22 protein-coding genes are annotated in these 26,262 nt (G+C 58.4%); 13 read left to right on the forward strand and 9 right to left on the reverse strand.

What is annotated here, in order from left to right; translation table 11 throughout:
- Positions 1 to 9: 9 nt before the first annotated feature.
- Both AC236I_RS11525 and AC236I_RS11530 read right to left on the reverse strand, forming a co-directional pair.
- Positions 10 to 1,455 carry a M20 family metallopeptidase gene (locus AC236I_RS11525; RefSeq protein WP_316935353.1) on the reverse strand — a complete coding sequence of 482 codons (1,446 nt, stop codon included), beginning with the start codon at positions 1,453 to 1,455 and terminating at the stop codon, positions 10 to 12.
- Positions 1,455 to 2,765, reverse strand: a complete 1,311-nt coding sequence (locus tag AC236I_RS11530; protein ID WP_044351834.1) for a M20 family metallo-hydrolase — start codon at positions 2,763 to 2,765, stop codon at positions 1,455 to 1,457. Before AC236I_RS11530 ends, AC236I_RS11525 begins: the two co-directional genes overlap by 1 nt.
- Before the next feature lie 165 nt (positions 2,766 to 2,930).
- Here AC236I_RS11530 and AC236I_RS11535 point away from each other — a divergent pair, with 165 nt between their 5' ends.
- Positions 2,931 to 3,842: a LysR family transcriptional regulator gene (locus tag AC236I_RS11535; RefSeq protein ID WP_015584221.1), complete on the forward strand. Its 912-nt coding sequence runs from the start codon at positions 2,931 to 2,933 to the stop codon at positions 3,840 to 3,842.
- A gap of 97 nt (positions 3,843 to 3,939) precedes the next feature.
- A complete protein-coding gene (smrA, locus tag AC236I_RS11540; RefSeq protein ID WP_004862539.1) occupies positions 3,940 to 4,503 on the forward strand; it encodes a DNA endonuclease SmrA in 564 nt (187 codons plus the stop codon).
- Here smrA and AC236I_RS11545 read toward each other — a convergent pair.
- A complete protein-coding gene (locus AC236I_RS11545) occupies positions 4,500 to 5,306 on the reverse strand; it encodes an IclR family transcriptional regulator domain-containing protein (protein ID WP_004862537.1) in 807 nt (268 codons plus the stop codon). The two genes, smrA and AC236I_RS11545, sit on opposite strands and share 4 nt — an antisense overlap.
- A 167-nt stretch (positions 5,307 to 5,473) precedes the next feature.
- Between AC236I_RS11545 and AC236I_RS11550 the strand changes: the two genes are divergently transcribed.
- The 6 genes from AC236I_RS11550 to pcaC are packed head-to-tail and all read left to right on the forward strand — an operon-like array spanning position 5,474 to position 10,538.
- On the forward strand, positions 5,474 to 6,160 hold the full coding sequence (locus AC236I_RS11550; RefSeq protein WP_100685065.1) for a 3-oxoacid CoA-transferase subunit A: 687 nt from the start codon (positions 5,474 to 5,476) through the stop codon (positions 6,158 to 6,160).
- A gap of 10 nt (positions 6,161 to 6,170) precedes the next feature.
- Positions 6,171 to 6,827, forward strand: a complete 657-nt coding sequence (locus tag AC236I_RS11555) for a 3-oxoacid CoA-transferase subunit B (protein ID WP_004862533.1) — start codon at positions 6,171 to 6,173, stop codon at positions 6,825 to 6,827.
- A gap of 10 nt (positions 6,828 to 6,837) precedes the next feature.
- Complete coding sequence (gene pcaF, locus AC236I_RS11560; protein ID WP_015584222.1) at positions 6,838 to 8,040, forward strand: 3-oxoadipyl-CoA thiolase; 1,203 nt, start codon at positions 6,838 to 6,840, stop codon at positions 8,038 to 8,040.
- Between the two features lie 9 nt (positions 8,041 to 8,049).
- Positions 8,050 to 9,402: a 3-carboxy-cis,cis-muconate cycloisomerase gene (locus tag AC236I_RS11565; protein WP_487608808.1), complete on the forward strand. Its 1,353-nt coding sequence runs from the start codon at positions 8,050 to 8,052 to the stop codon at positions 9,400 to 9,402.
- Complete coding sequence (gene pcaD, locus AC236I_RS11570) at positions 9,392 to 10,159, forward strand: 3-oxoadipate enol-lactonase (RefSeq protein WP_281011391.1); 768 nt, start codon at positions 9,392 to 9,394, stop codon at positions 10,157 to 10,159. The genes AC236I_RS11565 and pcaD overlap by 11 nt, the downstream gene beginning before the upstream one ends.
- Entirely contained in the window at positions 10,149 to 10,538 is a 390-nt protein-coding gene (gene pcaC, locus AC236I_RS11575) for a 4-carboxymuconolactone decarboxylase (protein ID WP_004862525.1), read from the forward strand. The genes pcaD and pcaC overlap by 11 nt, the downstream gene beginning before the upstream one ends.
- Before the next feature lie 41 nt (positions 10,539 to 10,579).
- Here the strand turns inward: pcaC and AC236I_RS11580 are convergent, their stop codons facing one another.
- The gene (locus AC236I_RS11580; RefSeq protein ID WP_487608809.1) at positions 10,580 to 12,199 is read right to left on the reverse strand and encodes a mechanosensitive ion channel family protein; all 1,620 of its coding nucleotides are present in this window, start codon (positions 12,197 to 12,199) and stop codon (positions 10,580 to 10,582) included.
- A gap of 36 nt (positions 12,200 to 12,235) precedes the next feature.
- Complete coding sequence (locus AC236I_RS11585; protein WP_325941093.1) at positions 12,236 to 12,484, reverse strand: hypothetical protein; 249 nt, start codon at positions 12,482 to 12,484, stop codon at positions 12,236 to 12,238.
- Between AC236I_RS11585 and AC236I_RS11590 the strand changes: the two genes are divergently transcribed.
- Genes AC236I_RS11590 through AC236I_RS11600 form a run of 3 tightly spaced genes read left to right on the forward strand, consistent with a single transcriptional unit; the run spans position 12,483 to position 15,687 of the window.
- Positions 12,483 to 12,938 (forward strand): MarR family transcriptional regulator, encoded by a 456-nt coding sequence (locus AC236I_RS11590; protein WP_015584227.1) that lies wholly within the window; start codon positions 12,483 to 12,485, stop codon positions 12,936 to 12,938. The two genes, AC236I_RS11585 and AC236I_RS11590, sit on opposite strands and share 2 nt — an antisense overlap.
- A gap of 24 nt (positions 12,939 to 12,962) precedes the next feature.
- A complete protein-coding gene (locus tag AC236I_RS11595; RefSeq protein WP_069475907.1) occupies positions 12,963 to 14,141 on the forward strand; it encodes an HlyD/EmrA/EmrK family protein in 1,179 nt (392 codons plus the stop codon).
- A gap of 10 nt (positions 14,142 to 14,151) precedes the next feature.
- On the forward strand, positions 14,152 to 15,687 hold the full coding sequence (locus tag AC236I_RS11600; RefSeq protein WP_004862517.1) for a DHA2 family efflux MFS transporter permease subunit: 1,536 nt from the start codon (positions 14,152 to 14,154) through the stop codon (positions 15,685 to 15,687).
- A 442-nt stretch (positions 15,688 to 16,129) separates the two neighbouring features.
- Here AC236I_RS11600 and fumA read toward each other — a convergent pair whose 3' ends face one another.
- Both fumA and AC236I_RS11610 read right to left on the reverse strand, forming a co-directional pair.
- Positions 16,130 to 17,779, reverse strand: a complete 1,650-nt coding sequence (gene fumA, locus AC236I_RS11605) for a class I fumarate hydratase FumA (protein WP_064357002.1) — start codon at positions 17,777 to 17,779, stop codon at positions 16,130 to 16,132.
- A 54-nt stretch (positions 17,780 to 17,833) separates the two neighbouring features.
- The gene (locus AC236I_RS11610; RefSeq protein WP_004862511.1) at positions 17,834 to 19,345 is read right to left on the reverse strand and encodes an anion permease; all 1,512 of its coding nucleotides are present in this window, start codon (positions 19,343 to 19,345) and stop codon (positions 17,834 to 17,836) included.
- A 636-nt stretch (positions 19,346 to 19,981) separates the two neighbouring features.
- On the opposite strand from AC236I_RS11610, the gene AC236I_RS11615 reads away from it, so the two are divergent.
- Both AC236I_RS11615 and AC236I_RS11620 read left to right on the forward strand, forming a co-directional pair.
- The gene (locus tag AC236I_RS11615) at positions 19,982 to 22,759 is read left to right on the forward strand and encodes a flavocytochrome c (RefSeq protein ID WP_487608810.1); all 2,778 of its coding nucleotides are present in this window, start codon (positions 19,982 to 19,984) and stop codon (positions 22,757 to 22,759) included.
- Positions 22,760 to 22,841: 82 nt separating this feature from the next.
- Positions 22,842 to 23,804: an FAD:protein FMN transferase gene (locus AC236I_RS11620; protein WP_032717606.1), complete on the forward strand. Its 963-nt coding sequence runs from the start codon at positions 22,842 to 22,844 to the stop codon at positions 23,802 to 23,804.
- Here the strand turns inward: AC236I_RS11620 and dcuR are convergent.
- Together dcuR and AC236I_RS11630 are read right to left on the reverse strand one after the other, a co-directional pair.
- Complete coding sequence (dcuR, locus tag AC236I_RS11625; RefSeq protein WP_004862505.1) at positions 23,785 to 24,504, reverse strand: two-component system response regulator DcuR; 720 nt, start codon at positions 24,502 to 24,504, stop codon at positions 23,785 to 23,787. The two genes, AC236I_RS11620 and dcuR, sit on opposite strands and share 20 nt — an antisense overlap.
- Positions 24,501 to 26,120: a sensor histidine kinase gene (locus tag AC236I_RS11630; RefSeq protein ID WP_004862503.1), complete on the reverse strand. Its 1,620-nt coding sequence runs from the start codon at positions 26,118 to 26,120 to the stop codon at positions 24,501 to 24,503. The genes dcuR and AC236I_RS11630 overlap by 4 nt, the downstream gene beginning before the upstream one ends.
- Positions 26,121 to 26,262 lie beyond the last annotated feature (142 nt).

Raw genomic sequence — 26,262 nt, forward strand, 5'->3', positions numbered from 1 at the left:
TGATTGTTTTTATTTTAAAGGTGACGGTGTCACGCCTTGCGGGATCGGGCAGTGATATGGCTTTTCAGCCAGCTGTTGCGCCAGTTCTTGTTGACTGGCTTGCAGCAGCGCACCATCGGTGAGCAGGCGGATCGCCGTGGCGCCGAGCACTTTTCCGGCCACCAGCATCCCCTTATGGGCGATGGCCGTGCGGCCCTGGCTCACCAGTTGCCAGGTATGCAGCGGTGTTCCGACGGCAAAACAGGGGCTGAAACATTGGGCGACCGGGGTTTTCCAGCTGACGTCGCCCACATCGGTGGATCCCGCCAGGATAGTATCCGTCGCAGCCCAGGGGGCGACTTCATCGATTAGCACCGTTTCCCGGTGGCGACGGGCGTAGCGTTTGCCCTCTTCGCCGCCGGTGCCGGCGATATTTCTCAGGCTGTTGTTGAGGTCGTTCTCGCTTAACGTGGCACGAATGTCGTCGGCAAACGCGCGATCCGCCTCGCTCCATGACGGTGTACCGTAGTGGCACACGGCCTGATACATCGCCGCCTCCAGCGTGCGATTAGGTAAATAACTGGAGCAGGCCTTCTCGAAACGACAGGTGACCGACGTTTCAGTCATCAGCGCCGCGCCCTGGGCGATTTTCTCGATGCGGGCATAGATTTGCTGCGCATCCGCCATCTCCGGCGCGCGGATTAAATAGAGCACCTCCGCCTGAGCCTGTACCACGTTGGGGGAAATGCCGCCGCTGTCGGTTATGGCATAATGGACGCGGGCTTTCTCAATAATGTGCTCATTGAGGAAGTTGGTGCCGGTGGTCATCAGCGTGACGGCGTCCAGCGCGCTGCGCCCCAGATGCGGCGAGTTGGCGGCGTGAGCCGCGGTGCCGCTGAAACGCCACGCGGCCTGAATGTTGGCCAGCGTGCTGGTGCTGAACATGCCGGCGTAGGCTTCCGGGTGCCAGGTCAGCGCGGCGTCCACATCGTCAAACATGCCTTCGCGCACCATAAACGTTTTGCCGGAACCGCCTTCTTCCCCCGGACAGCCGTAGAAACGAATCGTCCCGCAACCGCCGTGCTGCACCAGCCAGCTCCGGCAGGCAATGGCGGCGGCCAGTGCGGCGGTGCCCAGCAGGTTGTGACCACAGCCGTGGCCGTTCGCCCCAGGCGTCGCGGCAGCAGGATACGCGCACTGCGCCTGCTGACTAAGCCCGGCCAGCGCATCATATTCACCCAGCAGGGCAATCACCGGCTTTCCGCTGCCGTAGCTGGCGACAAAGGCGTTGGGGATCCCGCCGGCCTCACGGCAGACCTCAAAACCTTCTGCTTCAAGGGCGAGCGCCAGCCTTTCGGCTGACCAGAACTCCTCAAAGCGCGTTTCTGGGTGATCCCAGATGGCGTCGGCGATAGCGGTCAACTCGCCGGCGCGGGCGGTAATCACCTCATCAACGTAGCGGTAGAGGGCCTCCATTACACACCTCGCTGCCAGGGGAAATTGAGCGCGGTGAGGGCCAGAGTTTCCACGGCGATGGCCATCACGTTCTCATCAAAGTCGAATTGTTCGTTGTGGTGACCGGCGCTGAGTTCCGTGCCAAAAACCATATACGAGGCCAGACCATTATGCTGTTGAACCCGGGCCATCATCAGGGTGGCATCTTCTGAGCCGGCAGGGGCGGCAATACGGTCGATAGCCTGCTCCACGCCGGGCACCCGTGCCGCCTGCTCGCGCAGATAGTGTACCCACGCCGGGGACGGTGCGCTGGAGGTCGCCGCGCCCATCAGGCGCAGCTCGACGCTGGCTCCGTACATCGCGGCAGCGCCGTGGATAACCTCCCGCGCGCGTTCAAACACATACCGGTTAATGTCTTCCGTTTCGCCGCGGGTTTCCACCTTCAGGAGCGCGCCGGATGGGACAACGTTCCGCCCGGTGCCCGCCTGCATCACGCCGACATTGACCCGCGATGCGCCGGCGCTATGCGGCGCGATGGCGTGCAGAGCAATCGCCGCCTGCGCCGCGGCGAGCAGCGCATTACGCCCGTCTTCCGGTTTACCTCCGGCGTGGGCCGCAACGCCGGTGAATAGCGCGTCGAATTTAGTGGTCGCCATAAAGTTATCGCTGCCGCACACCACGGTACCGGCCGGGACACCGGTACCGATATGAATAGCGGTAAAGTAATCGACATCATCCACCACGCCAGCGGCGACCATTGCCCGCGCGCCGCGGGTACCTTCCTCCGCAGGCTGGAAAATCAGCTTGATCACGCCGTGCAGCCGATCGGCATACTGTTTCAGAACGTGGGCCAGGCCAAGGCCGATGGCCGTATGACCATCATGTCCGCAGGCGTGCATCATCCCAGGGTTACAGGAGGCAAAATCCTCGCGGAACGGGCGGTGGTGGCCGTCGGTATCTTCATTCAGATCGAGGGCATCCATATCGACCCGAAAGGCCAGAGTGGGGCCGGGACGCCCGGTATCCAGCGTGGCGACGATACCGGTGAAGCCGCCTTCGAATGCGCTCAACCACGGTTCTGGCGCACCTTGCTCACGGGCGCGCTGAAAGGCGTTGGCCAGGATGATCTCATCCGGTAATCCCATCCGGCTATCGGCATCGACCGCGTCGCGGCCCAGGGTCAGGTCGTAGCCCAGCTGATGCAACTGCTCTGCAACTTTACTGGCGGTGCGGAACTCGACCCAGCCGGACTCGGCATAATGGTGTAAATCGCGACGCCATTGCGTCATCTCTGGCAGCAGTTGACGGATGTATTCATTGAGTAACGGCATAACCTGTCCTGTCATATTTAAAAATGTGATGAGGTTCACGGTGTGATAGCTTTTACTTATCGCTGATGGGTTTTTCAGCAGCGCATTCTTACGTTGCCACAACGCTTTGCATTACAGTAGATGCCATTTTCTTCTGTTTGATAAACAATGGTTATCACTACGGCGATGTCTTTTCAGATTAAATTTCACCAAATTCGTGCCTTCGTTGAAGTGGCGCGTCAGGGCAGTATTCGCGGTGCCAGCCGGACGCTGGCGTTATCGCAACCGGCTTTGACCAAGGCCATTAAAGAGCTGGAAGAGGGGCTGTCCGCCCAGCTGTTCGTGCGCCGCAGCCAGGGGGTATCGTTAACCGAGAATGGCGAAAGTTTTTATCAGCACGCCAGTTTGATTCTTGAGGAGCTGCGGGCGGCGCAGGAAGATCTGTTGCAGCGCCAGGGGGCGTTGACCGGGCAGATCAATATTGGTCTTGGAGCCAGCGTGGCGCGCTCGCTGATGCCCTCGGTGATTTGTCGTTTTCATCAGCAGCACCCGCTGGTGAAGGTGCGTATCATGGAAGGTCAGCTGCTGTCGATGATCAACGAACTGCGGCAGGGGGAGCTCGATTTCACCATCAATACCTATTATCCCGGCCCTTACGATCATGAATTCAGCTTTGAGAAACTGTTCGAAAAGCCGTTTGCGGTCTTCGCCCGCGCCGGGCATCCCGCAACCCAGGCGACCTCGATTGAACAACTGCTGCATTACAGCTGGACCATGCCAACCCCGCGCGGCAGCTACTTTAAGCAGCTGCAGGATCTGTTTAGCCACCGTTCGCAGATCCCGCATGTCGGCATCGTGTGCGAAACCTTCTCTTCCTGCATCAGTCTGGTGGTACAGAGTGATTTTCTGAGTATCTTACCGGTTGAGCTGGGCAGCGACCCGATGATTGCCGACAAGCTGGTGATGATCAAGGTGAGCGAAACGTTACCGAAAGCGACCTATTATCTGATCCAGCGCCGCGACTCGCGGCAGACGCCGTTAACGGCCTCGCTGATTACCCAGTTTCGCCGACAAAGTCGCCACCAGTTTCCCGCCTGAGCCGGCAGGGCAAATTGTCGCCGGTTGTCGATAAACGCATTGAGGCGGCGGGGCGCGGCGGCTATAGTAGCCTCCGGTAGCAGCCGGAGGAGTGCACATGAATCTTGACGACAAATCGCTATTTCTTGGCGCCATGGAGGACGTTCAGCCTCTGAAGCGCGGCAATGACGTTCATTGGCATCCGGAACGCAACCCGCGCCCGACGCAGCGTCTTGATGTCCTGCAGCTCGATAATTTTCTCACCACCGGCTATCTCGATATTCTGCCGCTGACCACGCCGCTGGAATTTAAACGCGAAGGGCTGCAAAACGGTGTGCTGGATAAGCTGCGTCTGGGGAAATATGACCAGCAGGCCAGCCTGAATCTGTTGCGCCGTCCGGTCGAACAGTGCCGGCAAATGCTGTTTGCCTTTGTCGTGCAGGCGCAAAAGGAGGGGTTGCGCAATCTGCTGATCGTCCACGGAAAAGGGCGGGAAGATAACGCGCACGCTAATATCGTGCGTAGCTATCTGGCGCGCTGGCTGGTCGAACTGCCCGAGGTACAGGCGTTCTGCGCGGCCTCGGCACAGCATGGCGGCAGCGGAGCGTGTTACGTCGCGTTGCGCAAATCCGCCGAGGCGAAACAGGAGAACTGGGAGCGCCACGCCAAACGCAGCCGCTAGCGCAGCAGCAGTGTCAGCTCGCGAGCCGCTTTTTGCAGCTCGGGTAGAACCCGTTCCAGCATGTCGCGAGTGGAGACCTGCCCGGCATGCACGCCGACGTTCAGCGCGGCCTGTATCTGGCCCTGCGGGTTGAACAAAGGCACCGCCAGCGAGCGCAGTCCCATTTCCAGCTCCTGATCGTTGAGCGCGTAGCCCTGCTGCTGGACGCGCTTCAGCTCCGCGCGCAGCTTGTTCACCGAATCCACCGTTTGCGGGGTGTAGCGAATCATCGTCACCCGCGCCAGCATATCGTTCAGCTTCTCTTCCGGCAGATGGCTTAACAGCACGCGCCCCATCGAGGTCGCCCAGGCCGGGAGGCGGCTGCCGATATCCAGATCGATGGTCATAATCCGCGAACTGGAGGCGCGGGCAATGTAGAGAATATCGTCGCCATCGAGGGTGGCTATCGAGCAGGATTCGTTCAGCATTTCACTCAGGTGTTTAAGAACAGGCTGCGCCGAACGCGCCAGCGGCGTGGAGGCTAGCCACGCGTGGCCGAGGGCCAGAATACGCGGGCGCAGCTGGAAGTTTTTGCCATCTTCCGCATAGACGAATCCCAGTTTCCCCAGCGTGTACAGGCAGCGGCGCACCGCCGCGCGCGGAATACCGGTCTTCTGGCTGATTTGCGAGATAGACAGGACCGGGCGCTGCGGGGTGAAGGCCTGAATCACTTCCAGCCCGCGGGCCAGCGAGGCCATAAAGTTCGGATCGCCTTTAAACGGATCGCTGTCGCCCGTCAGTAAATCGTCTGGATGCTTCTCCATTTTTTTCTCCATATTTGCCGTCGATCACATTCTTTCGCTAAAGATATACGATGTTCGATTATCGCACCATATTTCGATTATCGCCCTTGACCAACATCGTTAAGCGGGTCACATTTTGTGCGAACAACGCATAAAAGTGCGATTACCGCACGTAAAGGAGCGACCTGATGATTGATAAAAGCGTGTCGACGCTAAGTGATGCCATCGCCGGGATTCACGACGGGGCGACCATCATGATCGGCGGTTTTGGTCCCGCCGGTCAGCCAACGTACCTGATTGACGCCCTGATTGAACAGGGTGCCCGCGAGCTCACCATTATCAACAACAATGCGGGCAACGGTGAAGTTGGCCTGGCGGCACTGCTGAAGGCCGGACGCGTGAGAAAGATGGTCTGTTCTTTCCCGCGCCAGGTTGACTCACAGATTTTTGACGATCTTTATCGCCGCGGCAAAGTGGAGCTGGAACTGGTCCCGCAGGGTAATCTCGCGGCGCGAATCCAGGCCGCCGGCGCCGGCCTGGGCGCGATATTTACGCCGACCGGTTACGGCACGCCGCTGGCTGAAGGCAAAGAGACCCGCGAAATCGACGGTCGTCATTACGTCCTCGAATACCCGATCAAGGCCGATTTTGCCCTGATCAAAGCGCACCAGGCCGACCGCTGGGGCAATCTGGTGTATCGCAAAGCGGCGCGCAACTTCGGCCCCATTATGGCCACCGCCGCAAAAACCACCATCGTTGAAGTCTCCCGTCTGGTGAGTCTTGGCGACCTTGACCCGGAAAATGTGATCACCCCGGGGATTTTCGTCCAGCGTGTGTTCTCGCTGGAACATCTGACCACCGCACAACGCGCCTGAGGAGCCAGCTATGCAAAAACTAACCCGCGATGAAATGGCCCAGCGAGTGGCGCGCGATATCCCGGAAGGGGCCTATGTCAACCTGGGCATCGGTTTACCTACCCGCATCGCCAACTATCTGCCGAGCGATAAAGAGGTCTTTCTGCACAGTGAAAATGGCCTGCTGGGGATGGGGGGTAAGCCGCAGCCGGGTGAAGAAGATCCGGAGCTGATTAATGCCGGGAAAGAGTACGTGACCCTGCTCAAAGGCGGCTGCTTTTTCCATCACGGCGACTCATTCGCCATGATGCGCGGCGGCCACCTCGACATTTGCGTACTCGGGGCGTATCAGGTCTCCGCCAGCGGCGATCTCGCCAACTGGAGCACCGGCGCACCGGACGCGATCCCGGCGGTGGGAGGGGCGATGGATCTGGCCATCGGCGCACGTCAGGTGTTTGTGATGATGGATCACCTGACCCGCGACGGCGAGTGTAAGCTGGTTGAACAGTGCAGCTACCCGCTCACCGGAGTGGGCTGCGTCAGCCGGATCTACACCGACCTGGCGGTCATTGACATCACCCCGGCCGGTCCGGTGGTCCGAGAAATTTTCAACGGCCTCTCTTTTGAGGAGCTGCAGCGCATCACTCCGGTGGCGTTGACCTTTGAACATCTGGCGGAAAGCGCATAAGGAACCTATGATGAATCAGGCATTTATCTGTGATGCGGTGCGTACACCGTTCGGACGTTTTGCTGGTACGCTGGCGACAATGCGCGCCGATGATTTGGCCGCTCTGCCGCTGAAAGCGCTGCTGGAGCGCAACCCGGGCCTCGATCCCGCGCGCATTGATGATGTGATTTACGGCTGCGCAAACCAGGCCGGGGAAGATAACCGCAACGTTGCCCGTATGGCGCTGCTGCTGGCCGGGCTCCCGCAAACGGTGCCGGGTAGCACCATTAACCGGCTGTGCGGCTCCAGTCTTGATGCGATCGGCGTCGCAGCGCGGGCCATCAAAAGCGGCGAAACTCAGCTGATGATCGCCGGCGGCGTGGAGAGCATGTCGCGCGCGCCGTTTGTGATGGGTAAGGCGGAGAATGCCTTTAGCCGCAACATGAAGATTGAAGATACGACGATCGGCTGGCGCTTTATCAACGCCCGGATGAAAGAACTGTACGGCGTCGACTCGATGCCGGAGACCGCCGAGAACGTCGCCGCTGATTTTGCCGTTTCGCGTGCCGATCAGGACGCCTTTGCGCTGCGCAGCCAGATGCGCACCGCCGCGGCGCAGGAGGCCGGACGGTTTGCTGATGAGCTGATCGCGGTTTCTATCGCACAGCGTAAAGGCGACCCGCTGCTGTTTACTCGCGATGAACACCCGCGTAGCACGACTGCGGAAGCGCTGGCGAAACTCAAAGGGGTGGTGCGTCCGGACGGATCGGTGACCGCGGGGAACGCCTCCGGGGTGAACGATGGCGCCTGTGCCTTGCTGTTGGCCAGCGAATCGGCGCTGTCGGCCAACGATCTGCACCCACTGGCCCGGGTCGTCGGCGTGGCGACGGCGGGCGTGGCGCCACGTATTATGGGCTTCGGTCCGGCTCCGGCGGTACGTAAAGTGCTGGCGCAGACGGGGCTGACGCTGGAGCAAATGGATGTCATTGAATTGAATGAAGCGTTCGCCGCGCAGGCGCTGGCGGTGACCCGCGATTTAGGGCTGGCCGACGATGCGCCCCACGTCAATCCCAACGGCGGCGCCATTGCGCTGGGCCACCCTCTGGGGGCGTCGGGTGGTCGTCTGGCGATGACCGCCGCGTATCAGCTACGTCGTAGCGGTGGGCGCTATGCGCTGTGTACCATGTGTATTGGTGTCGGTCAGGGTATTGCGCTGATTATTGAACGTGTTTAAGGAGCCAACATGAGTTTGTTGACCCCCATGCTGCGCAGCAGTCCGCTGACCGCCTGGTTTAGCGATGCGCAGCGGGTGCAGGGGATGCTGGATTTTGAAGCGGCGCTGGTCCGCGCACAGGCATCCTGCGGCACCGTGCCGCAGGATGCTGTCGCCCCCATCGTCAGCGCCTGCCAGCATTCGGCCATCGATTTTCCGGCCCTGGGGCTGGCTGCCGCCAGCGCGGGCAACCTGGCGATTCCGCTGGTGAAGCAGCTCACCGCGCGGGTGAAGACGCAGGATGCCGGTGCGGCACGCTACGTTCACTGGGGGGCGACCAGCCAGGATGCCATCGACAGCGGGCTGGTCTTGCAGCTGCGCGGCGCGCTGGACGAAACGGAACGCCTGTTGCAACAGCTGATTGACGGCTTCGCCACCCAGGCTGAACGCTATCAGAACACGGTAATGCCCGGTCGTACCTGGATGCAGCACGCGCTGCCGGTCACCTTTGGCCTGAAGCTGGCGGGTACGCTTGATGCGCTGCTACGCTGGCAGCAGCGTTTGCGGGAGATGCGTCCGCGGGTGCTGGTGCTGCAGTTTGGCGGCGCGGCGGGTACCCTGGATTCGCTAAAGGCCGACGCATCGCCGGTTGCGGCGGCGCTTGCCAGCCTGCTCGGGCTGACTCTGCCGGATACGCCGTGGCACAGTCAGCGTGACCGGTTGCTGGAAGTGGGGGCCTGGTTTGCGGGACTGTGCGGCACGCTGGGCAAATTTGCGAACGATTTTTCCCTGCTGATGCAAACCGAAGTGGCGGAAGTCAACGAACCGGTTGCGGAAGGGCGCGGCGGATCGTCGACCATGCCGCACAAACGCAACCCAATCGCCTGTAGCGCGATTTTAACCGCGGCCCAGCGCACGCCTGGACTGGTGGCGACGCTTTACGCCGGCCAGATTCAGCAGCATGAACGCGCCCTTGGCGGCTGGCAGGCGGAATGGGAGACCCTCCCGGAGCTGATTATGCTGGTGGGTGGGGCACTGGCGCAAAGCGATGCGCTGGTTCGCGATATGCAGGTCTTCCCGCAGAAAATGCGGGCCGACCTGGAGATATCCCACGGACTGATTATGGCCGAGGCGGTGACGCTGGCGCTGGCGGCGTTTATTGGCAAAGCCGATGCCCATCACCGTATTGAGGCGCTGTGCCGCCAGGCGATCGACGAATCCCGCCCGCTGCAGGCGTTGCTGGAGAACGACCCGCTGGTCAGCCAGCATCTTTCGCCCCCCCGTTTAACGCAGCTGCTGGATCCGGCCACGGCCACCGGCAGCGCCGAACGTTTTGTGCGCCAGGTCGTGGCGCGTTACAAGGAGCAACGTAATGAACCTTGATTATCAGCTGGACGGGCCGGAAGGCGCGCCGGTCATTGTGCTTTCTAACTCGCTCGGGACCACCCGCGCAATGTGGCAGCCGCAGATGGCGGCCTTAACCCAACGGTTCCGCGTGCTGCGCTATGACACCCACGGCCATGGTAAAACCCAAAAGTCGGGCAAGGTCACGCTGGCGCAGCTTGGGGAAGATGTGATTGCGCTGCTCGATCATCTCAATATCGCCAAAGCCTGGTTTTGCGGCATCTCGATGGGCGGCCTGACCGGGCTATGGCTGGGGCGTTTTGCCGCGGATCGTTTCTACGGTATCGCGGTGGCCAACACGGCGGCGCGGATTGGCGATCAGGCCAGCTGGCTTTCCCGTTCGCGTGCCGTGCGCCAGGAGGGAATGGACGTGGTGGCCGCCGGTGCGGCGGACCGCTGGTTCACGCACGCCTTCCGTCAGAAGGCGCCGGAGGTGGTTGAGGCGCTGTGCCATCAGCTGATCCATAGCAATGCCGAAGGGTATGCCGAGTGCTGCGAAGCGCTGGCGGCAGCCGATTTGCGCAGCGAAGTCGGACAAATTAGCGTGCCGACGCTGATTATTGCCGGTGAAAGTGACCCTGTCACTACCGTTGCCGATGCGCATTTTTTACATCAGCAGATCCCCGCGTCGCAGGTGGTGGTGGTTTCCGCCTCACATCTGTCCAGCATCGAGTCGCCGGGGGCCTTTAGCGCGGCGCTGTTGGCTTTTTTGCAGGAGGGCGATCGTGGACGATAAAACCCGTTACCAGCAGGGCATGAACGTTCGGCGCAAAGTGCTGGGCGATGCCCATGTCGAGCGCACGCTGCACAATCTGACGCCGCTCAATGACGAGTTTCAGGATTTCATTACCCGCTATGCGTGGGGAGAAACCTGGACCCGACCGGGGCTGGATCACCATACCCGCAGCATGATAACTATCGCCATGCTGATTGCGCTGAACCGTGAAGCGGAGCTGAAAATGCATTTGCGCGCGGCGTTTAATAATGGCGTGACCCGCGATGAGCTAAAAGAGTTGATTATGCACTCGGCGCTGTACTGCGGGCTGCCTGCTGCCAATGCCACGATGCATCTTGCGCAGCAGGTGTTTGATGAGCTGGACGGGAAACCGGCCTGATGCGGCTCTGCTGGCCGGTCTTTACCGGCCAGCATCGTGATTTATCCCTCTGTTGTCTGCGGGTCTTGCGCCGCCGGCGCGGCGTACCAGTCCTCTTTCGCCACCATCACGGTTCCCTTCGGCTGCATGACAAAGTTCGGCGACATGATCTGCACGCCAAATTCATTAAATACATCCTGAATATTGCTGTGCAGTGCGGTACGCCCGTCGGCCAGCGAGGTATCCGCCAGTAGCAGGACCTGCAGCTCATAGGAGACGTACCAGTCCATCAGGCCAAGCTGACGCACCAGCGGCGGCTGACGGTGGTCGATACCCGGCGCGCGGCGGGCCGCCAGTTCCAGCATCGCCTGAACCTGTCGCCACGGCGTGTCGTAGCCGATGGTGACGCCGGTGGTCAGGTTAAGGCCGGCTTCGCTGTTTTGGGCGCTGAGGTTGGTGATTTTCCCGCTGACTACCACGGCGTTTGGCACCGTCACGATATAGTTTTCCCGGGTGACGATTTTGGTGGCCAGCATCCCAATTTCACTGACCTTACCCTCATTATCGGCAATCCGAATCACATCGCCTTTGCGCAGCGCGCGCGAGTAAATCAGCACCAGACCGCTCATGGCATGGTTCATGACTCCCGCCGATCCCAGGGTTAACATCAGACCGAAAAAGACGCTAATGCCTTTAAAAGCCAGCGAGTTGGCGCCAGGCAAAAAGGGGTAAGCGGCGGAGAGGGCGAACAGCCAGATGACCACCGAGATAAGTTTACGCGTCGCGCCTACCGTTTCCGGATGCAGACCCGGAATTTGCAGACGACCGGCTTCCACCTGACTGAGCAGCAGTTTTACCAGACGGATAATAAACCAGGTGATCAGCAGGATAATCAGAACAATCAGCAGGCCGGGTAGCGCCGAGACTATCGACAGCGCAATCTCCTGCAGGACGCGCACCGACCACTCTCCCAGCGATTCGCTCCACACGCGCGTCCAGGGGAACAGGCCGAAGGCCCAGCTTAGCCAGGCATAGAGCGCCACCGTACCAGGCAAGACCATCAGCAGGGCATAGAGTCTGGTTTCGATATTGCCGAGAAACCGCCGCCAGCTCTGGGGGATCCAGCCGCGCTTTTGCAGAATCTGCAGCAGAAAATAGCGGCGAACCCGACGCCAGGAGCGCCAGGCGAAGTAATAAAAGGCGGCCAACAGCAGCGCCCCGACCACCACTTTAACCACCGCCAGCGCCAGGTAGGAGGTGTTGTACTGTTCCCGAAGCGCACTGCGCTGTGCCTCCATACGGGCGAGAACCCGTTGGCTGGCCTGGTCGAGGGTCAGGTCGTCACCTTCGTCGAGGTCGGCCTGGCTCAGCAACATAATGGGTTTACCGTTCATAAGGAACAAACGACCCGGCAGGTTGTAGCGCGTGACCGGAACAACCTGCAGCGGCTGGCTGATATCCGCCTCGGTAAAAGCACGTAGCGTATTCCGAATCCGCAGCACCCGCTCTTCGGGCGTCGTCTGGCCGAAGGTCGCCTGTAACATCACAATCGGCTGGTGGAAAATTTTTACCGTACGGGCCTGTTCACGTTCTGTGGGCTGTTGGCGCGGTTCTGCCGCCGAAAGGGGGAACGCCAGGCATAGCGCGAGGGCGGCTAAAAAAAACGCCTGTATCTTGTTCATATGCAGCACCCAAAAAAAGAGAATTATCGTTATTTTTCAGGTGGTCAACGGCACTCCCTGACCAGGCCCTGCTTTGAGCATAGACCAGCGATAAGCGAATACAAGCGCGGCGGACAGGTCGCGAATATCGAGGACGAGGCCGGCAAACGGCGTCGGGGGCCGCGTCACAATGTGCTGATCGGTGGCCTTGGCGCTGACAAAATGTGCGATCTTCTTGACACTACGTTGACAAATAGATGCCTGGTCAGTAGTTTCAATTGTAATTACTGACCAGGCAAATATCATGAATAACCATCCGGGTATTATTAACAATAGATTTCACTTAGGTTTGTTGATCCATCTGGCTAACCAGTTCAAGGACCAGCTGATTAGCCAGCACTTCTCCGGCATGGACATTACCGCCGCGCAGTTCAAGGTGCTGATCAGTATTTATAAAGGCTTTAACAGCCCGGTCGAAATCAGTAAAAACCTGGTCATGGACGCCGGCGCCATGAGCCGAATGGTGGATCGAATGGTCAAGCGTGAGCTGATCAGCCGCTCCCCAAATCCACAGGATAAACGCCAGGTGATTCTGGCATTGACCGACAAAGGGCTGCTGATTTGCGAGCGCTTTGTCAATGAAGCGCTGGTGTCGATCATCAGCGAACTCACCGCCCGACTGACTCCCGATGAATCCCGACAGCTGGTCGATCTGATGACCAAAATGTTGCCAGACGAGATCGTCGCCCCTCATCGCTAATGCATTCAAAAAGGTCCTGACAAGATGGAAACCACTGCGGTACAACAGGCTGAGCGCGGCAGCAAGCGCAAACGAAACTTTATTATTTTATTGATTATTCTGCTTCTCGCCGCCGGAGGCGGGGTGGCGTGGTATTTGCTGTACGCCCGCTACTATGAAACGACCGACGATGCCTATGTCAATGGTAACCAGGTGACGCTCACCCCGCAGATTGGCGGTACGGTCACTCAGGTGACGGTGGATGAAGGCGACTTCGTGCAGAAGGGGCAGCCGCTGGTGCTGCTCGACCCCAGCGATACCGAAATTGCGCTGCAGCAGGCGGAGGCCAGTCTGGCGAATACCGTTCGCCAGGTTCGCGGCCTGTACAGCACCGCGGATAACTACCGCGCCCAGGTCGCCGCAAAAAAAGTGGCGTTGCAAACGGCGCAAAACGACTATGCGCGGCGGCAGAAAATCTTCCAGAGCGGGGCGATCGCCGCGGAAGACCTGGCGCATTACCGCGATGCGGTCACCAGCGCGCAAAGCGATCTTCTGGCCGCTCAGGAAGCGCTGCGCACCAATATGGCCATGGTGGATGACACCGTAATCGACAGCCACCCGGAAATTAAAAGTGCCGTCGCCACTTTCCGTCAGCGCTATCTCGACAACTCCCGCAGCACCATCGTGGCTCCGGTCAGCGGCTATGTGGCGAAGCGGGCGGTGCAGCTTGGCATGCGCGTTGATTCCGGCACGACGCTGATGGCTATCGTGCCGCTGAACGAAGTCTGGGTGGATGCCAACTTCAAAGAGAGCCAGATGAAGGGGATGCGCCTCGGACAAAAAGTCACGCTCAGCGCGGATCTGTACGGCGATGATGTTGAGTATCACGGCACCATCGAGAGCCTGGGTATTGGCACCGGCAGCGCTTTCTCGCTGCTGCCGGCACAGAACGCCAGCGGTAACTGGATCAAAATTGTCCAGCGTCTGCCGGTCCGTATCGTGCTCGATCCCCATGATATGCAGAAAAACCCGCTGCGCGTCGGCCTGTCGATGAACGTTAGCGTCGATATTCGTGACGCTGACGGGCACCTGCTGCCGCAGCAAACCGTTAGCAGCCCGCGTTTCACCACCGATGTGTATCAAAACCCGCTGGCAGAAGCGGACAAACTGGTGGCTAAAATCCTTCATGACAACAGCAAAACGGTAGCCGCCGGCGCCCGTTAAGAGAGACGTTATGCACGATAAGGCTGCCTTTACACCGCCCAATATGTGGCTGGCGGTGCTCGCGCTGTCTCTGGCCACGTTTATGCAGGTGCTGGATTCCACTATCGCCAACGTGGCGTTGCCGACGATTGCCGGCAACCTCGGGGTCAGCGCGGATCAGGGGACATGGGTGATCACCTCATTTGCGGTATGTAACGCTATCGCGCTGCCGCTGACCGGTTGGTTTACGCGCCGCTTCGGGCAGTTAAAGCTGTTTATTGGCTCGGTGATGATGTTTACGCTGACCTCATTCCTGTGCGGATTTGCCCACAGTATGACCGAGCTGATTATCTTCCGCGCGCTACAGGGCTTTTTCGCCGGCCCTATGTTCCCGATGTGTCAGACGCTGCTGCTGGTTATCTTCCCCGCCAGTAAACGCAGTATGGCCCTGGCGCTCCTGTCGATGGTGACCGTGGTGGCGCCGATTGTCGGGCCGATTACCGGCGGCTGGATAACGGACAACTACTCCTGGCCGTGGATCTTCTACATCAACGTACCGATCGGCATCTTCGCCACTATCGTCGTCTGGACGCAGATGCGTGAACGGGAAGAGACCACCACCCACGCCCCCATTGATTACATCGGGATTGCGCTGCTGGTGCTTGGGGTTGGGCTGCTGCAGGTGGTGCTTGATAAAGGTAACGATCTTGACTGGTTTGCCTCTTCGCAGATCGTTGTGATGTCGACGATTTCAGCCATCTCGCTGGTGTCTTTCGTTATCTGGGAGCTGGGCGAGCGTCATCCGATTGTTAATCTGCGCTTGTTCAAAGATCGCAATTTTGCGATTGGTACGCTCTCGCTGACTCTGGGCTACGCGGCTTTTTTTGCTATCAATATTATTCTGCCGCAGTGGCTGCAAACGCAGATGGGCTACACCGCGATCTGGGCCGGACTGGCCGCCGCGCCGATGGGGATCCTGCCGCTGATAATGACGCCGATTATTGGCCGCTACGCCAATAATTTCGACCTGCGTATTCTGGCTTCGCTGTCGTTCCTGACGATGGGGGCCTCCTGCCTTATTCGCGCGCAGTTCAATACCGATGTCGATTTCCGCACTATCGCCGAAGTGCAGCTGTTCATGGGAATCGGCGTGGCGTTTTTCTTCATGCCTATCACGACGATTGTGCTGTCAAACCTGAACGGCGCAGAAGTGGCGGAAGGCTCCGGTCTGGCGACCTTCTTCCGCGTGCTGGGCGGCTCGTTCGCGTCGTCGCTCACCACCTGGATCTGGTCGCGGCGGGAAGTTTTCCACCATGCCAACCTGACGGAAAGCGTCTCCGCCTACAATCCCGCTGCGGTGGACTACATCGACAAGATGGGCGGAGCCACGCAGCAGCATATGGCGCTGATTGATAAGAGCATTGAGCAGCAGGCCTACATGATGTCGACCATCGACTATTTTTGGGTGCTGGGCTGGGGCTTTATGGCGCTGATCGTGGTTATCTGGTTTGCCCGGCCGCCGTTCAGTCGTGCCGGAGCGCCGGGCGCCCCCTCGGCCGGTCACTAGCCGCGGGGTGATAAAAAACGAGCCCGAGCTGCGTCTGTTAATTCGATCGTTGCCTGCTTTTTCCTCGACCGTTGTTGCTCTCCGCAGTGATGGACATTTTGGGATGAAAAGGCGTGCAGCGGGGCCCTGGACCCCGCTGAAATCGGCGAACCAAAGGCCGGAAGACAAGGGCTGGCCGCCAGGGATGGCGGCAAGAGGCGAATCGAGACAGGAGCGAGCCCCGGAACGGGCGAGCAGGTCGAGTTGAGCCGACCGCAGGCTGCAGGCCGGGAGGTGAGCGCAGTGCGCAGCACCGATTTCCGTGCGGGACCGCGGGGATTGTTAAGGGGAAGACGGTTATCTTCCCCTTAACCCGGTCACCTCGCACTGAGGCCGCATGTTCTGCCTGACGTAGGGTGAACGGAATACCTCTTAGCTCAGCGCCCGGCTTTAGCCGGCAACACTACCGCTGGGCACAGCCGTTACACTGCTTGTTCTGAATCTGCTGGAAGAAATCATTGCCTTTGTCATCCACCAGGATGAAGGCCGGGAAATCTTCCACTTCGATTTTCCAGATAGCTTCCATCCCCAGTTCCGGATACGCCACGCACTCCAGGCTCTTAATACTCTGCTGGGCGAGTACCGCCGCCGGGCCGCCAATGCTGCCGAGATAGAATCCGCCGTGTTTGTGACAGGCGTCGGTCACCTGCTGGCTGCGGTTGCCTTTTGCCAGCATCACCATGCTGGCGCCGTGGGACTGCAGCAGATCAACATAGGAGTCCATGCGCCCTGCGGTGGTTGGGCCGAGTGAACCTGAGGCGTAACCTTCCGGAGTTTTCGCCGGACCGGCGTAGTAGATCGGGTGATCTTTCACGTACTGCGGCAGCGCTTCACCGTTATCCAGCAGCTCTTTCAGCTTCGCGTGGGCGATATCGCGCGCCACGATGATGGTGCCGTTCAGCGTCAGACGGGTGGAGACCGGATGGGCGGACAGCTGCGCCAGGATCTCGCTCATCGGCTGATTCAGATTAATGCTGACCACCTGGCCTTCACCTTGCTCACGCAGCGCTTCCGGGATGTACTGGCCCGGGTTGCTCTCCAGCTTTTCAATCCAGATACCGTGGCGGTTGATTTTGGCTTTGATATTGCGGTCAGCGGAGCAGGAGACGCCCATGCCGACCGGGCAGGAGGCCCCGTGACGCGGCAGGCGAATCACGCGGATATCGTGGGCGAAGTATTTGCCGCCGAACTGCGCGCCGAGGCCGAGATTCTGCGCTGCCAGCAGCAGCTCTTGCTCCAGCTGAACATCGCGGAACGCCTGGCCGTGCTCGTTACCTTCGGTGGGTAAACCATCGTAGTAGCGCGTGGAGGCCAGCTTCACGGTTTTCAGCGTCGATTCCGCCGAGGTGCCGCCGATCACAAAGGCGATATGGTACGGCGGACAGGCCGCGGTGCCGAGGGTGCGCATCTTCTCAACCAGGTAGTTTTTTAGTTTCGCCGGGGTAATCAGCGCTTTGGTTTCCTGATACAGATAGGTTTTGTTGGCTGAGCCGCCGCCTTTCGCCATGCACAGAAATTTGTACTCGTCGCCGTCAACGCTATAGAGATCGATCTGCGCCGGCAGGTTAGTCCCGGTGTTGACCTCTTTGTACATATCCAGCGGAGCATTTTGCGAGTAGCGCAGGTTATCTTCGGTATAGGTGTTGTAAACGCCGCGGGCCAGCGCCGCTTCATCGCCGCCGCCGGTCCAGACGCGCTGACCTTTTTTACCCATGATGATCGCGGTACCGGTATCCTGGCAGGTCGGCAGCACGCCTTTCGCCGCAATTTCCGAATTGCGCAGGAACTGCAGGGCGACGTATTTGTCGTTTTCGCTGGCTTCCGGGTCGAGCAGGATTGACGCAACCTGCTTTTGATGGGAAACGCGCAGCATAAAGGCCGCATCGTGGAAGGCCTGCTGGGCCAGCAGGGTCAGGGCTTCAGGTTCAACCTTCAGGATCTCCTGGCCTTCAAATTCGGCCACGGAAACATGTTCTTTGCTCAGCAGATAGTATTCGGTCTCATCTTTTGCCAGCGGAAAGGCTTCCTGGTATACAAACGGTTTAGTCGACATAGCTTTGCTCCCTAAGAGTAAAACCGCCGGAGGAGAACCTCCGGCGGTTATGAATCAGAACATCATAGACATCCACGGATAGCCAATCAGCAGCAGGGCGGCCAGGAAGATGGCGCCGAAGATGGTGCCGAGGCGCCAGTAGTCTTTGGTTGGCAGGTAGCCGCTGCCGTAGTAAATCGGGCTTGGACCGGTACCGTACGGGGTGATGATGCCCATCACGCCGAGCGAGGTGACCATCAGCAGGACGAAGACCTGCATATTCATACCCGGAATGGTGGAGGCGATAGTCAGCATCGCCGGCAGCAGCGCGGTGGTGTGCGCGGTGGTGCTGGCGAACAGGTAGTGCAGCAGGTAGAACGCCAGCAGCAGCACGATAGTGGCGACCCCCGGGGAGATGCCGCTCATCAACGCGCCACCTTCTTTACCCAGCCAGGCGATAAAACCGGTCGAGGAGAGGCCGTCGGCCAGCGCCACCAGCGTTGCGAACCAGACAAAGGTGTTCCATGCCGCTTTATTGTTGGTGATATCGCTCCACGAAAGTACGCCGGTCCACAGCATCAGCACAATCACCAGCAGGGCGGCCAGCGCCGGTTCAATCCACTCGGCGGCGAAAATCCACATGGTCAGGGCGAAGCAGACGAACACCAGCAGCAGGATCTCATTGCGCGACAGCTTGCCCAGTTTTTCCAGCTCACGAGCGGCCCACAGCGGCACTTCGTTGTTGACTTTCACTTCCGGCGGATAGAACCAGTAAGCCAGCAGCGGCATAGCCAGAATCAGCAGGATACCCAGCGGCAGGAAGGCGATAAACCAGGTGCCCCACGAGATATTGATGCCAACGATGCTTTTGACCAGCGCGAGGGCCAGCAGGTTTGGCGCCAGCGCGGAGAGGAACATCGAACTGGTGATACAGGCGGCGGTAATGGCCACCCACATCAGGTAGGAGCCGATTCGACGCGCGCTGGGATCGTTTGGTTTAGAACCGTACAGCGGCGGCAGGTTGGCGATAATCGGGTAGATTGTCCCGCCGCTGCGCGCGGTATTGGACGGGGTAAACGGTGCCAGCAGCAGGTCAGCAAAGGTAATGGCATAACCCAGCGTCAGGCTGCGGCGGCCCAGATACTTCACCAGGATCAGCGCCAGACGGCGACCAAACTGGGTTTTATCGTAGCCAGCGGCGAACATGAAGGCGCCGAAAATCAGCCAGACGGTGGAGTTACCAAAACCGCTGACCGCCCATTTAAACGAGGCGCCGGCCAGTTTGAATTTAGGGTCGGCCAGTTGCGCCGGGTTGAAGAGCAGCCACTGGCTGCACAGGGCGATGACCACCACCCCGGTGATACCGATCACGGCGCCCGGCAGGGGTTCAAAAATCAGCCCGACAATGACGCCAACGAAGATAGCAAAGTAGTGCCAGGCATAAGGCGGTAACCCGTCAGGCACCGGCACGAAGAGTAAAAGAACTGCAACAATAATGGGCAGCGCCATCATCAGCAGGCGGTTTTTATTTGCAGCCTTGGGACTGGCGGCACCGGCAGGCGGTATGGTTGTCTGTTTCTCTTTCATAATGAGTATCTGCGAGTAGTTGAAAATACGGTTGCGTCACGTCATAACCGGTGATTTTTTTAATTTCAAAACTTTCTTTACTTATTAATCTTTGGTTTTGATGATTTTCGTGACGGTTGTTTAACGCCTTTTTCCGTGCGTTAAATTTAATTTGTTGGTTATTTATATATTGCGCTTTGTTGCTTTATTGCAATTGATCAAGATCAATAAACACGGTGTGTGAAGGTGTTTTTTTATTTTCAAAATAACCCTGACGGATGAGGTGTTTATTTGTTTAAAATATAGATAAATGTTAATGGATAATTGATTTACAAACGTTCGTTAAAACAAAATCTATCCTATCTATATGATATTTATAAGTTTTATTTTGTGTCTGGTATGTTTTGTTATTTAACAAAAGTGGCGAGTATGTTATCGGTGTTTTGCTTTGTGTGAAAATTGTATTTTTAATTAATAATACAATGGAGGTACTGATGTTATTGGTGGTATTAAATAGTTTTTTAACTAACGTAATTAGTTTGGTAACTAAAAATAGCGCTATATTATGGGCATGACAACAGGAATTAAGAAACACAACCAAAAACAATTCCGTCACCCAATTCTGAATTTTCAATATTTAAAATCTGGAGTGTTAATATGACCAGTAACCCACGTATATTGCGTCCTTTTACCTTACCGAATGGTACTGAGTTAAAAAACCGTTTGTTAATGGCACCGATGACCACCTGCACCGGCTATTTTGACGGCAGCGTCACCAGCGAACTGGTGGAATACTATCGCGCTCGTGCCGGCAGCATTGGCACCATTATCGTTGAGTGCTGCTTTATTGATAATTACGGTCTGGCTTTCCCCGGCGCCATCGGCATCGACAATGACGAGAAAATTGCCGGTCTGGCTAAAATCGCCGACGCCATCAAAGCCGAAGGGTCAAAAGCGATTCTGCAGATCTATCACGGCGGGCGTATGGTCGATCCGCAGCTGATCGGCGGCCGTCAACCGGTGGCGCCGAGCGCGCTGGCGGCACCGCGTGAAGGTGCCGCGATGCCGCGTGAGCTGAGCGGTGAAGAAGTTGAGGGCATGATCGCCAAATTTGGCGACGGCGTACGTCGTGCCATTCTGGCCGGTTTTGATGGCGTGGAGATTCACGGCGCTAACACCTATCTTATCCAGCAGTTCTATTCCCCGAACTCCAACCAACGCGATGACCAGTGGGGCGGCAGCCGCGACAACCGCGCGCGTTTCCCGCTGGCGGTGCTGGACATTACCCACAAAATGGCGAGCCAGTACGCCGACGATGCCTTTATTATCGGCTATCGCTTCTCCCCGGAAGAGCTGGAAGAGCCGGGTATCCGTTTTGACGACACCATGTACCTGCTGGAAAAACTGGCGGCGCGCGGTCTCGACTATCTGCACTTCTCCGTCGGCGCGTCACTGCGTCCGTCGATTGTTGATACCCGCGATCCGACGCCGTTGATTGAAAAATATTGTGCGCTGCGCTCTGACACCCTGGCTCAAATCCCGGTGATGGGCGTTGGCGGCGTGGTGAACGCCGCGGATGCGGAGCTGGGGCTGGATCATGGTTACGATCTGATTGCCGTGGGCCGCGCCTGCATTGCCTATCCGGACTGGGCGGCGCGGATTGCTGCGGGAGAAAATCTCGAGCTGTTTATCGATAGCACCCAGCGCGAAGCGCTGAATATCCCGGAGCCGCTGTGGCGCTTCTCGCTGGTAGAAGCCATGATCCGCGACATGAGCATGGGCGATGCGAAGTTTAAACCCGGCCTTTTTGTGGAAACCGTTCAGGACGATGCCAACGAACTGGTCATCAACGTCAGTCTGGAAAATGACCGCATCGCCGATATTGAACTGGCTGCCGGCCCGGTCCAGAACGTGGAGTTCACCACCAGTTTCGAAGAGATCCGCGAGCGCATTTTGACCGCCAATACGCCGCACGTGGACGCGATTTCTGGCGCGACCAGCCAAAGTGAAGCGGTGAAAAAAGCGGTGTCGAAAGCGATGCTGAAATCAAGTAAAGCGCTGGCGCTGGAAGAGGGCGGCGCAGACCTGACGCCGAAAAGCTATGACGTGGTGGTGGTCGGGAGCGGCGGCGCCGGCCTGGCGGCAGCCATTCAGGCGCACGATGAAGGCGCAAGCGTCCTGATCGTAGAGAAAATGCCCACCATCGGCGGTAATACCATTAAAGCCTCTGCCGGAATGAACGCCGCGGAAACGCGCTTCCAGCGGGTAAAAGGTATTGAGGACAGCAAAGAGCTGTTCTATCAGGAAACCTTAAAAGGCGGGCAGAATAAAAACAATCCGCAATTGCTGCGTCGGTTCGTGGAAAACGCCCCGGAGGCCATCGAATGGCTGGCGCGTCGTGGGATCATGCTGAATGACATCACCACCACCGGCGGGATGAGTATCGACCGTACTCACCGTCCGCGTGACGGATCTGCGGTTGGTGGCTATCTGATCAGCGGTCTGGTGCGCAATATCACCCGACGCGGCATCGATGTGATGCTGGATACGTCGGTGGAAGAGATCCTGATGGCTCAAGGCGAAGTGAGCGGCGTACGTCTGCTGAATGATGAGCAGGAAAGCATCGAGGTGCAGACCAAAAGTATCGTCATGGCGACCGGTGGCTTCAGCGCCAATAGCGCGATGGTGGTGAAATATCGCCCGGATCTGGCGGGTTTTGTCACCACCAACCATAAAGGGGCGACCGGCGGCGGCATTGCGCTGCTGGAACGGATTGGCGCCGGTACCGTTGATATGGGCGAAATTCAAATCCACCCGACCGTTGAGCAGAACACGTCGTATCTGATTTCTGAATCGATTCGCGGCGGCGGCGCCATTCTGGTCAATCAACGGGGTAACCGCTTCTTCAACGAAATGGAGACCCGCGATAAAGTGTCTGCGGCGATCATCGCGCTACCGGAGCATTATGCTTACATCGTCTTTGATGAACATGTCCGGGCAAAAAACAAAGCGGCCGACGAATATATCGCCAAAGGTCTGGTGACCAGCGCCAGCTCGCCGCGCGAACTGGCGGAGAAACTGGGGATGGATTACCATGCCTTCCTCGCCACGCTGGAACGCTACAACGGGTTTGTTGAAAATCAGCGTGATGAAGAGTTCGGTCGTACCACCGCGCTGCGCGCGCCGGTTAACCAGGGGCCGTTCCATGCGATTCGCATCGCGCCGGGGGTTCACCACACTATGGGCGGTGTGACCATTAATACTGACACCGCGGTCCTGGATACTCATCATCAGCCGATTGTCGGCGCTTATGCCGCGGGCGAAGTGGTCGGGGGTATCCACGGCGGCAACCGTATCGGCGGCAATGCCGTGGCGGATATTATTATCTTTGGCACCCTGGCGGGCCACCAGGCGGCAAAACGCGCCAGAGGCTAACGCTCAGTGATAACAGGCCGGGTTCGCCCGGCCGATTCCCGGCGGCGTCTGCCTGCCCGGGTGACACAGAGGAGCTTCAATGATGTCTGGTATCTCTGGCGATCAACGCCTCTATAGCTACTCCGCTGTTTTGATGGGGTCTCCCATCCTGCTCAAACTGTTCTCCCACGATGAAGCCCTGGCTTCCCGCACGTTTCAACTGATTAAACGCTACGAAGACCTGTTCACCGTCAACCGCGCACACTCGGAGGTGATGGGGATTAATCATGCCGCCGGCCGCCATCCGGTCAGCGTCAGCCGTCCGGTTTATCAGCTGATCAAATGCGCGAAAGCGGCCAGCATGGTGCAGGAGAGCGCCTTTAATCTGGCGATTGGCCCGCTGGTGAAGCTATGGCGCATCGGTTTTAACGGCCACAGCGTTCCGGCGGCGGCGGATATCGCCGCGCGCTTAGCGCTGACCCGCCCGCAGGATGTGATCCTCGATGACGCCGCCGGCAGCGTTTTTCTCGCCCAGCCGGGAATGGAGATCGATCTTGGGGCGATTGCCAAAGGCTACATTGCCGACCGGGTGCGCGATGACCTGCAGCGCCAGGGCGTCGACGCGGCGCTGATTAACCTCGGCGGCAACGTGCATACCCTGGGGGCGTGGTCGATTGGGCTGAAAAAACCGTTCGCGGCCGATAATGCGCTGGTGGGAAGTATTGACGTCGTCGGCCAGTCGGTGGTGACGTCCGGCATTTACGAGCGCTATTTTGAGCAGGATGGTCGACGCTGGCACCATATTCTCGACCCGCGCACCGGCTATCCGCTTGATAACGAGCTGGAGAGCGTCACCATTATTGCCGATGATTCGCTCGACGGCGATATCTGGACCACGTTGATCTTCGGTCTTGGGGTGGAAAAAGGCTGTGCGGCGCTGCGCCATCGCGAAGACATTGAGGCGATTTTCGTCACCAAAAATCGCGACATTATCCTCTCATCACAGCGCCGCTTTCGTTTTCACTTACTCGACGACAGCTACCGGCTTACTGACTGTACTGCTTAAGCAGGCTGTACTGCTCGGCGACCAGCCGGTAGCGATAGACCGGCCGCCCGGTCGCGCCGTAGTGAATGCTGGTGTAGAGAATATTAATCTGTGCCAGCCAGATCAGGTATTTCCGGCAGGAGACGCGGGAAATATTGACGGCCACCGCCAGTTCATCGGTGGAAAACTCGGTGCCCGGATGGGCATCAATCCACTGGCACAGCGTGCGCAGCGTCTGGGCGGTTAAGCCTTTCGGCAGCTTGCGCGCGTCGCTGGCTTCCGGCGCGTTGCCGTGGAGCAGGCGGTCAACATCGGCCTGTTCATAATAGGGCTGTCCGGTCATCAGTTTGCGTTTTTCGCGCCAGGCGGTCAGCGCCTCTTCGAAGCGCGGAAACTGGAACGGTTTGATCAGATAATCGACGACGCCGTAGTGCATCGAGGTTTGCACGGTGGCGGCATCGGCGGCGGAGGTAATCATAATCACGTCGATAGGGCGACCAGAGGCGCGGATGGTCGGCAGCAGATCCAGGCCGCTGTCATGCTGCATGTAGACATCCAGCAGCACCAGATCGATCTCCTGTGCGCTATCGTTAACCATCTCCTGGGCCTTGCTCAGCGTAGACGCGGTGCCACAGCAGCGGAAGCCGGGAATTCTCGCCACATACAGGCGATTCAGTTCGGCGACCATGGCATCATCGTCAACAATTAATACATTTATCACGCACGTTTCCTTTTACTATCCCAGGGAAGATGAACAAAAAATTGGGTAAAGACGCCAGGCTCAGACTCGACGGCCAGCGTGCCGCCCAGTTCACGGAGCTGCTGGCTGGCGAGAAACAGGCCAACGCCGCGATTCTCACCCTTGGTAGAGAAGCCTTTATTAAAGATGGCATCAATATTCGCCGGCGGGATGCCCGGTCCGTCATCGCTGACTTCGCCGCTCAGCCAGCCGTTCTGATAGTGCAGCAGCAGGCCGACTTCCCCCTCGCTTTGGCCGCTCATGGCATCCAGCGCATTCTCAATCAAATTACCCAGCACGGTGACCAGCACGGTAACCTGCTTTTCATTTGGGCAATCGGGCACCAGGCTCTCTTCGGCTAAGTTAAGGGTGAAGCCGCGCTCTTTGGCGCGCTGGATTTTACCAATCAGGAAACCCGCGACCACCGGTGATTTGATACGGTGCTGAATTTCGCCAATGTCCGCCTGATAAGTATGGGCGGTTTGCAGCACATACTCCTCCAGCTTGTCATAACTTTTCATGTTTAACAGGCCGAGGATCACATGCAGCTTATTCATAAATTCATGCGAGGTCGTGCGCAGCGCATCGACATAGTTAACCATACCGTCCAGCCGCTGCAACAGCTGGCTGACTTCCGTTTTATCACGGAAGGTACTGATGGCGCCGACGATAGCGTTCTGGCTGCGTACCGGCACGGTGTTGCTGATCAGCAGGAAGCCGTTGCAGCCGAGTTCGCGGTCGTAAATCGGCTCGCCGGTCTGCAAAACCTCCTGCAGATCCGCCAGAAGCGGGGTGTGGGCAATCTCTTTGCCGGGGCCGCTAAGCAGGATCTCGCTAGCGGCCGGGTTGATCAGCGTGACGCGACCCTCGACATCCACCGCGACAACCCCTTCTTTTAACGAATGGAGCATCGCCTGCCGCTGCTGAAACTGCGTAGAGATCTCCTGCGGTTCCAGTCCCAGCAGCACGCGCTTGAGTCCGCGCACCAGGCTCCAGGTACCGATTCCGCAGACCAGGGCGCTGAACAGCACGGTTAACAGCACATCCCAGCGTCCTTTGGCAATTTGCTCATCCACTTTACTCAGCGAAATCCCGACCACCACCACGCCAATTTGCTGCTGCTGGTCGTTGAATACCGGCGTAAAGACGCGCAGCGCCGGAGCCAGCACCCCGTGATTGACGGCGACATTCTCTTTGCCGTTAAAGGCGGGTTGAATATCCTCGCCGATAAACTGTTTACCAATAAGCCGGGCGTTGGGATGCGAATAGCGCACGCCATGCATATCGGTCACCACCGCATACAGCAGATCGTTCCGCCGGGTAATGGCCAGCGCCAGCGGCTGGATGAGTCCGCTCTGCGGCGGCAGCGTCAGGGCCTGCTTCACTTCCGGCATATCGGAGAACGTGCGAGCAACCGCCAGCGCCGTATCTTTTACGCCGTCGCGGGTGGTATCGCTGATCTGTATAAACCACAGCGCGTAGACCAGCAGCAGTACCGAACCAATCACGCTGCTAATCATGAGCGTCACGGCGGTACTCAGCTTCATACTCATCAGTCGTTTGCGCGCGGGCGGAATTGACTCCGCGATATCCTTCATACCATCCCCTGAACTGTTCGGCGAAGGGCTATTATCGCTGAAGGTAACCATTTCTTAAAGCTATGTAAAAAAGCAAAAAGACGCTGAAAGAACCGGGAAGCGTGACCTCACTCGCAGGACCTCGCAATAAATATCCTTATAG

Source organism: Klebsiella sp. Sb-30 (assembly GCF_057652795.1).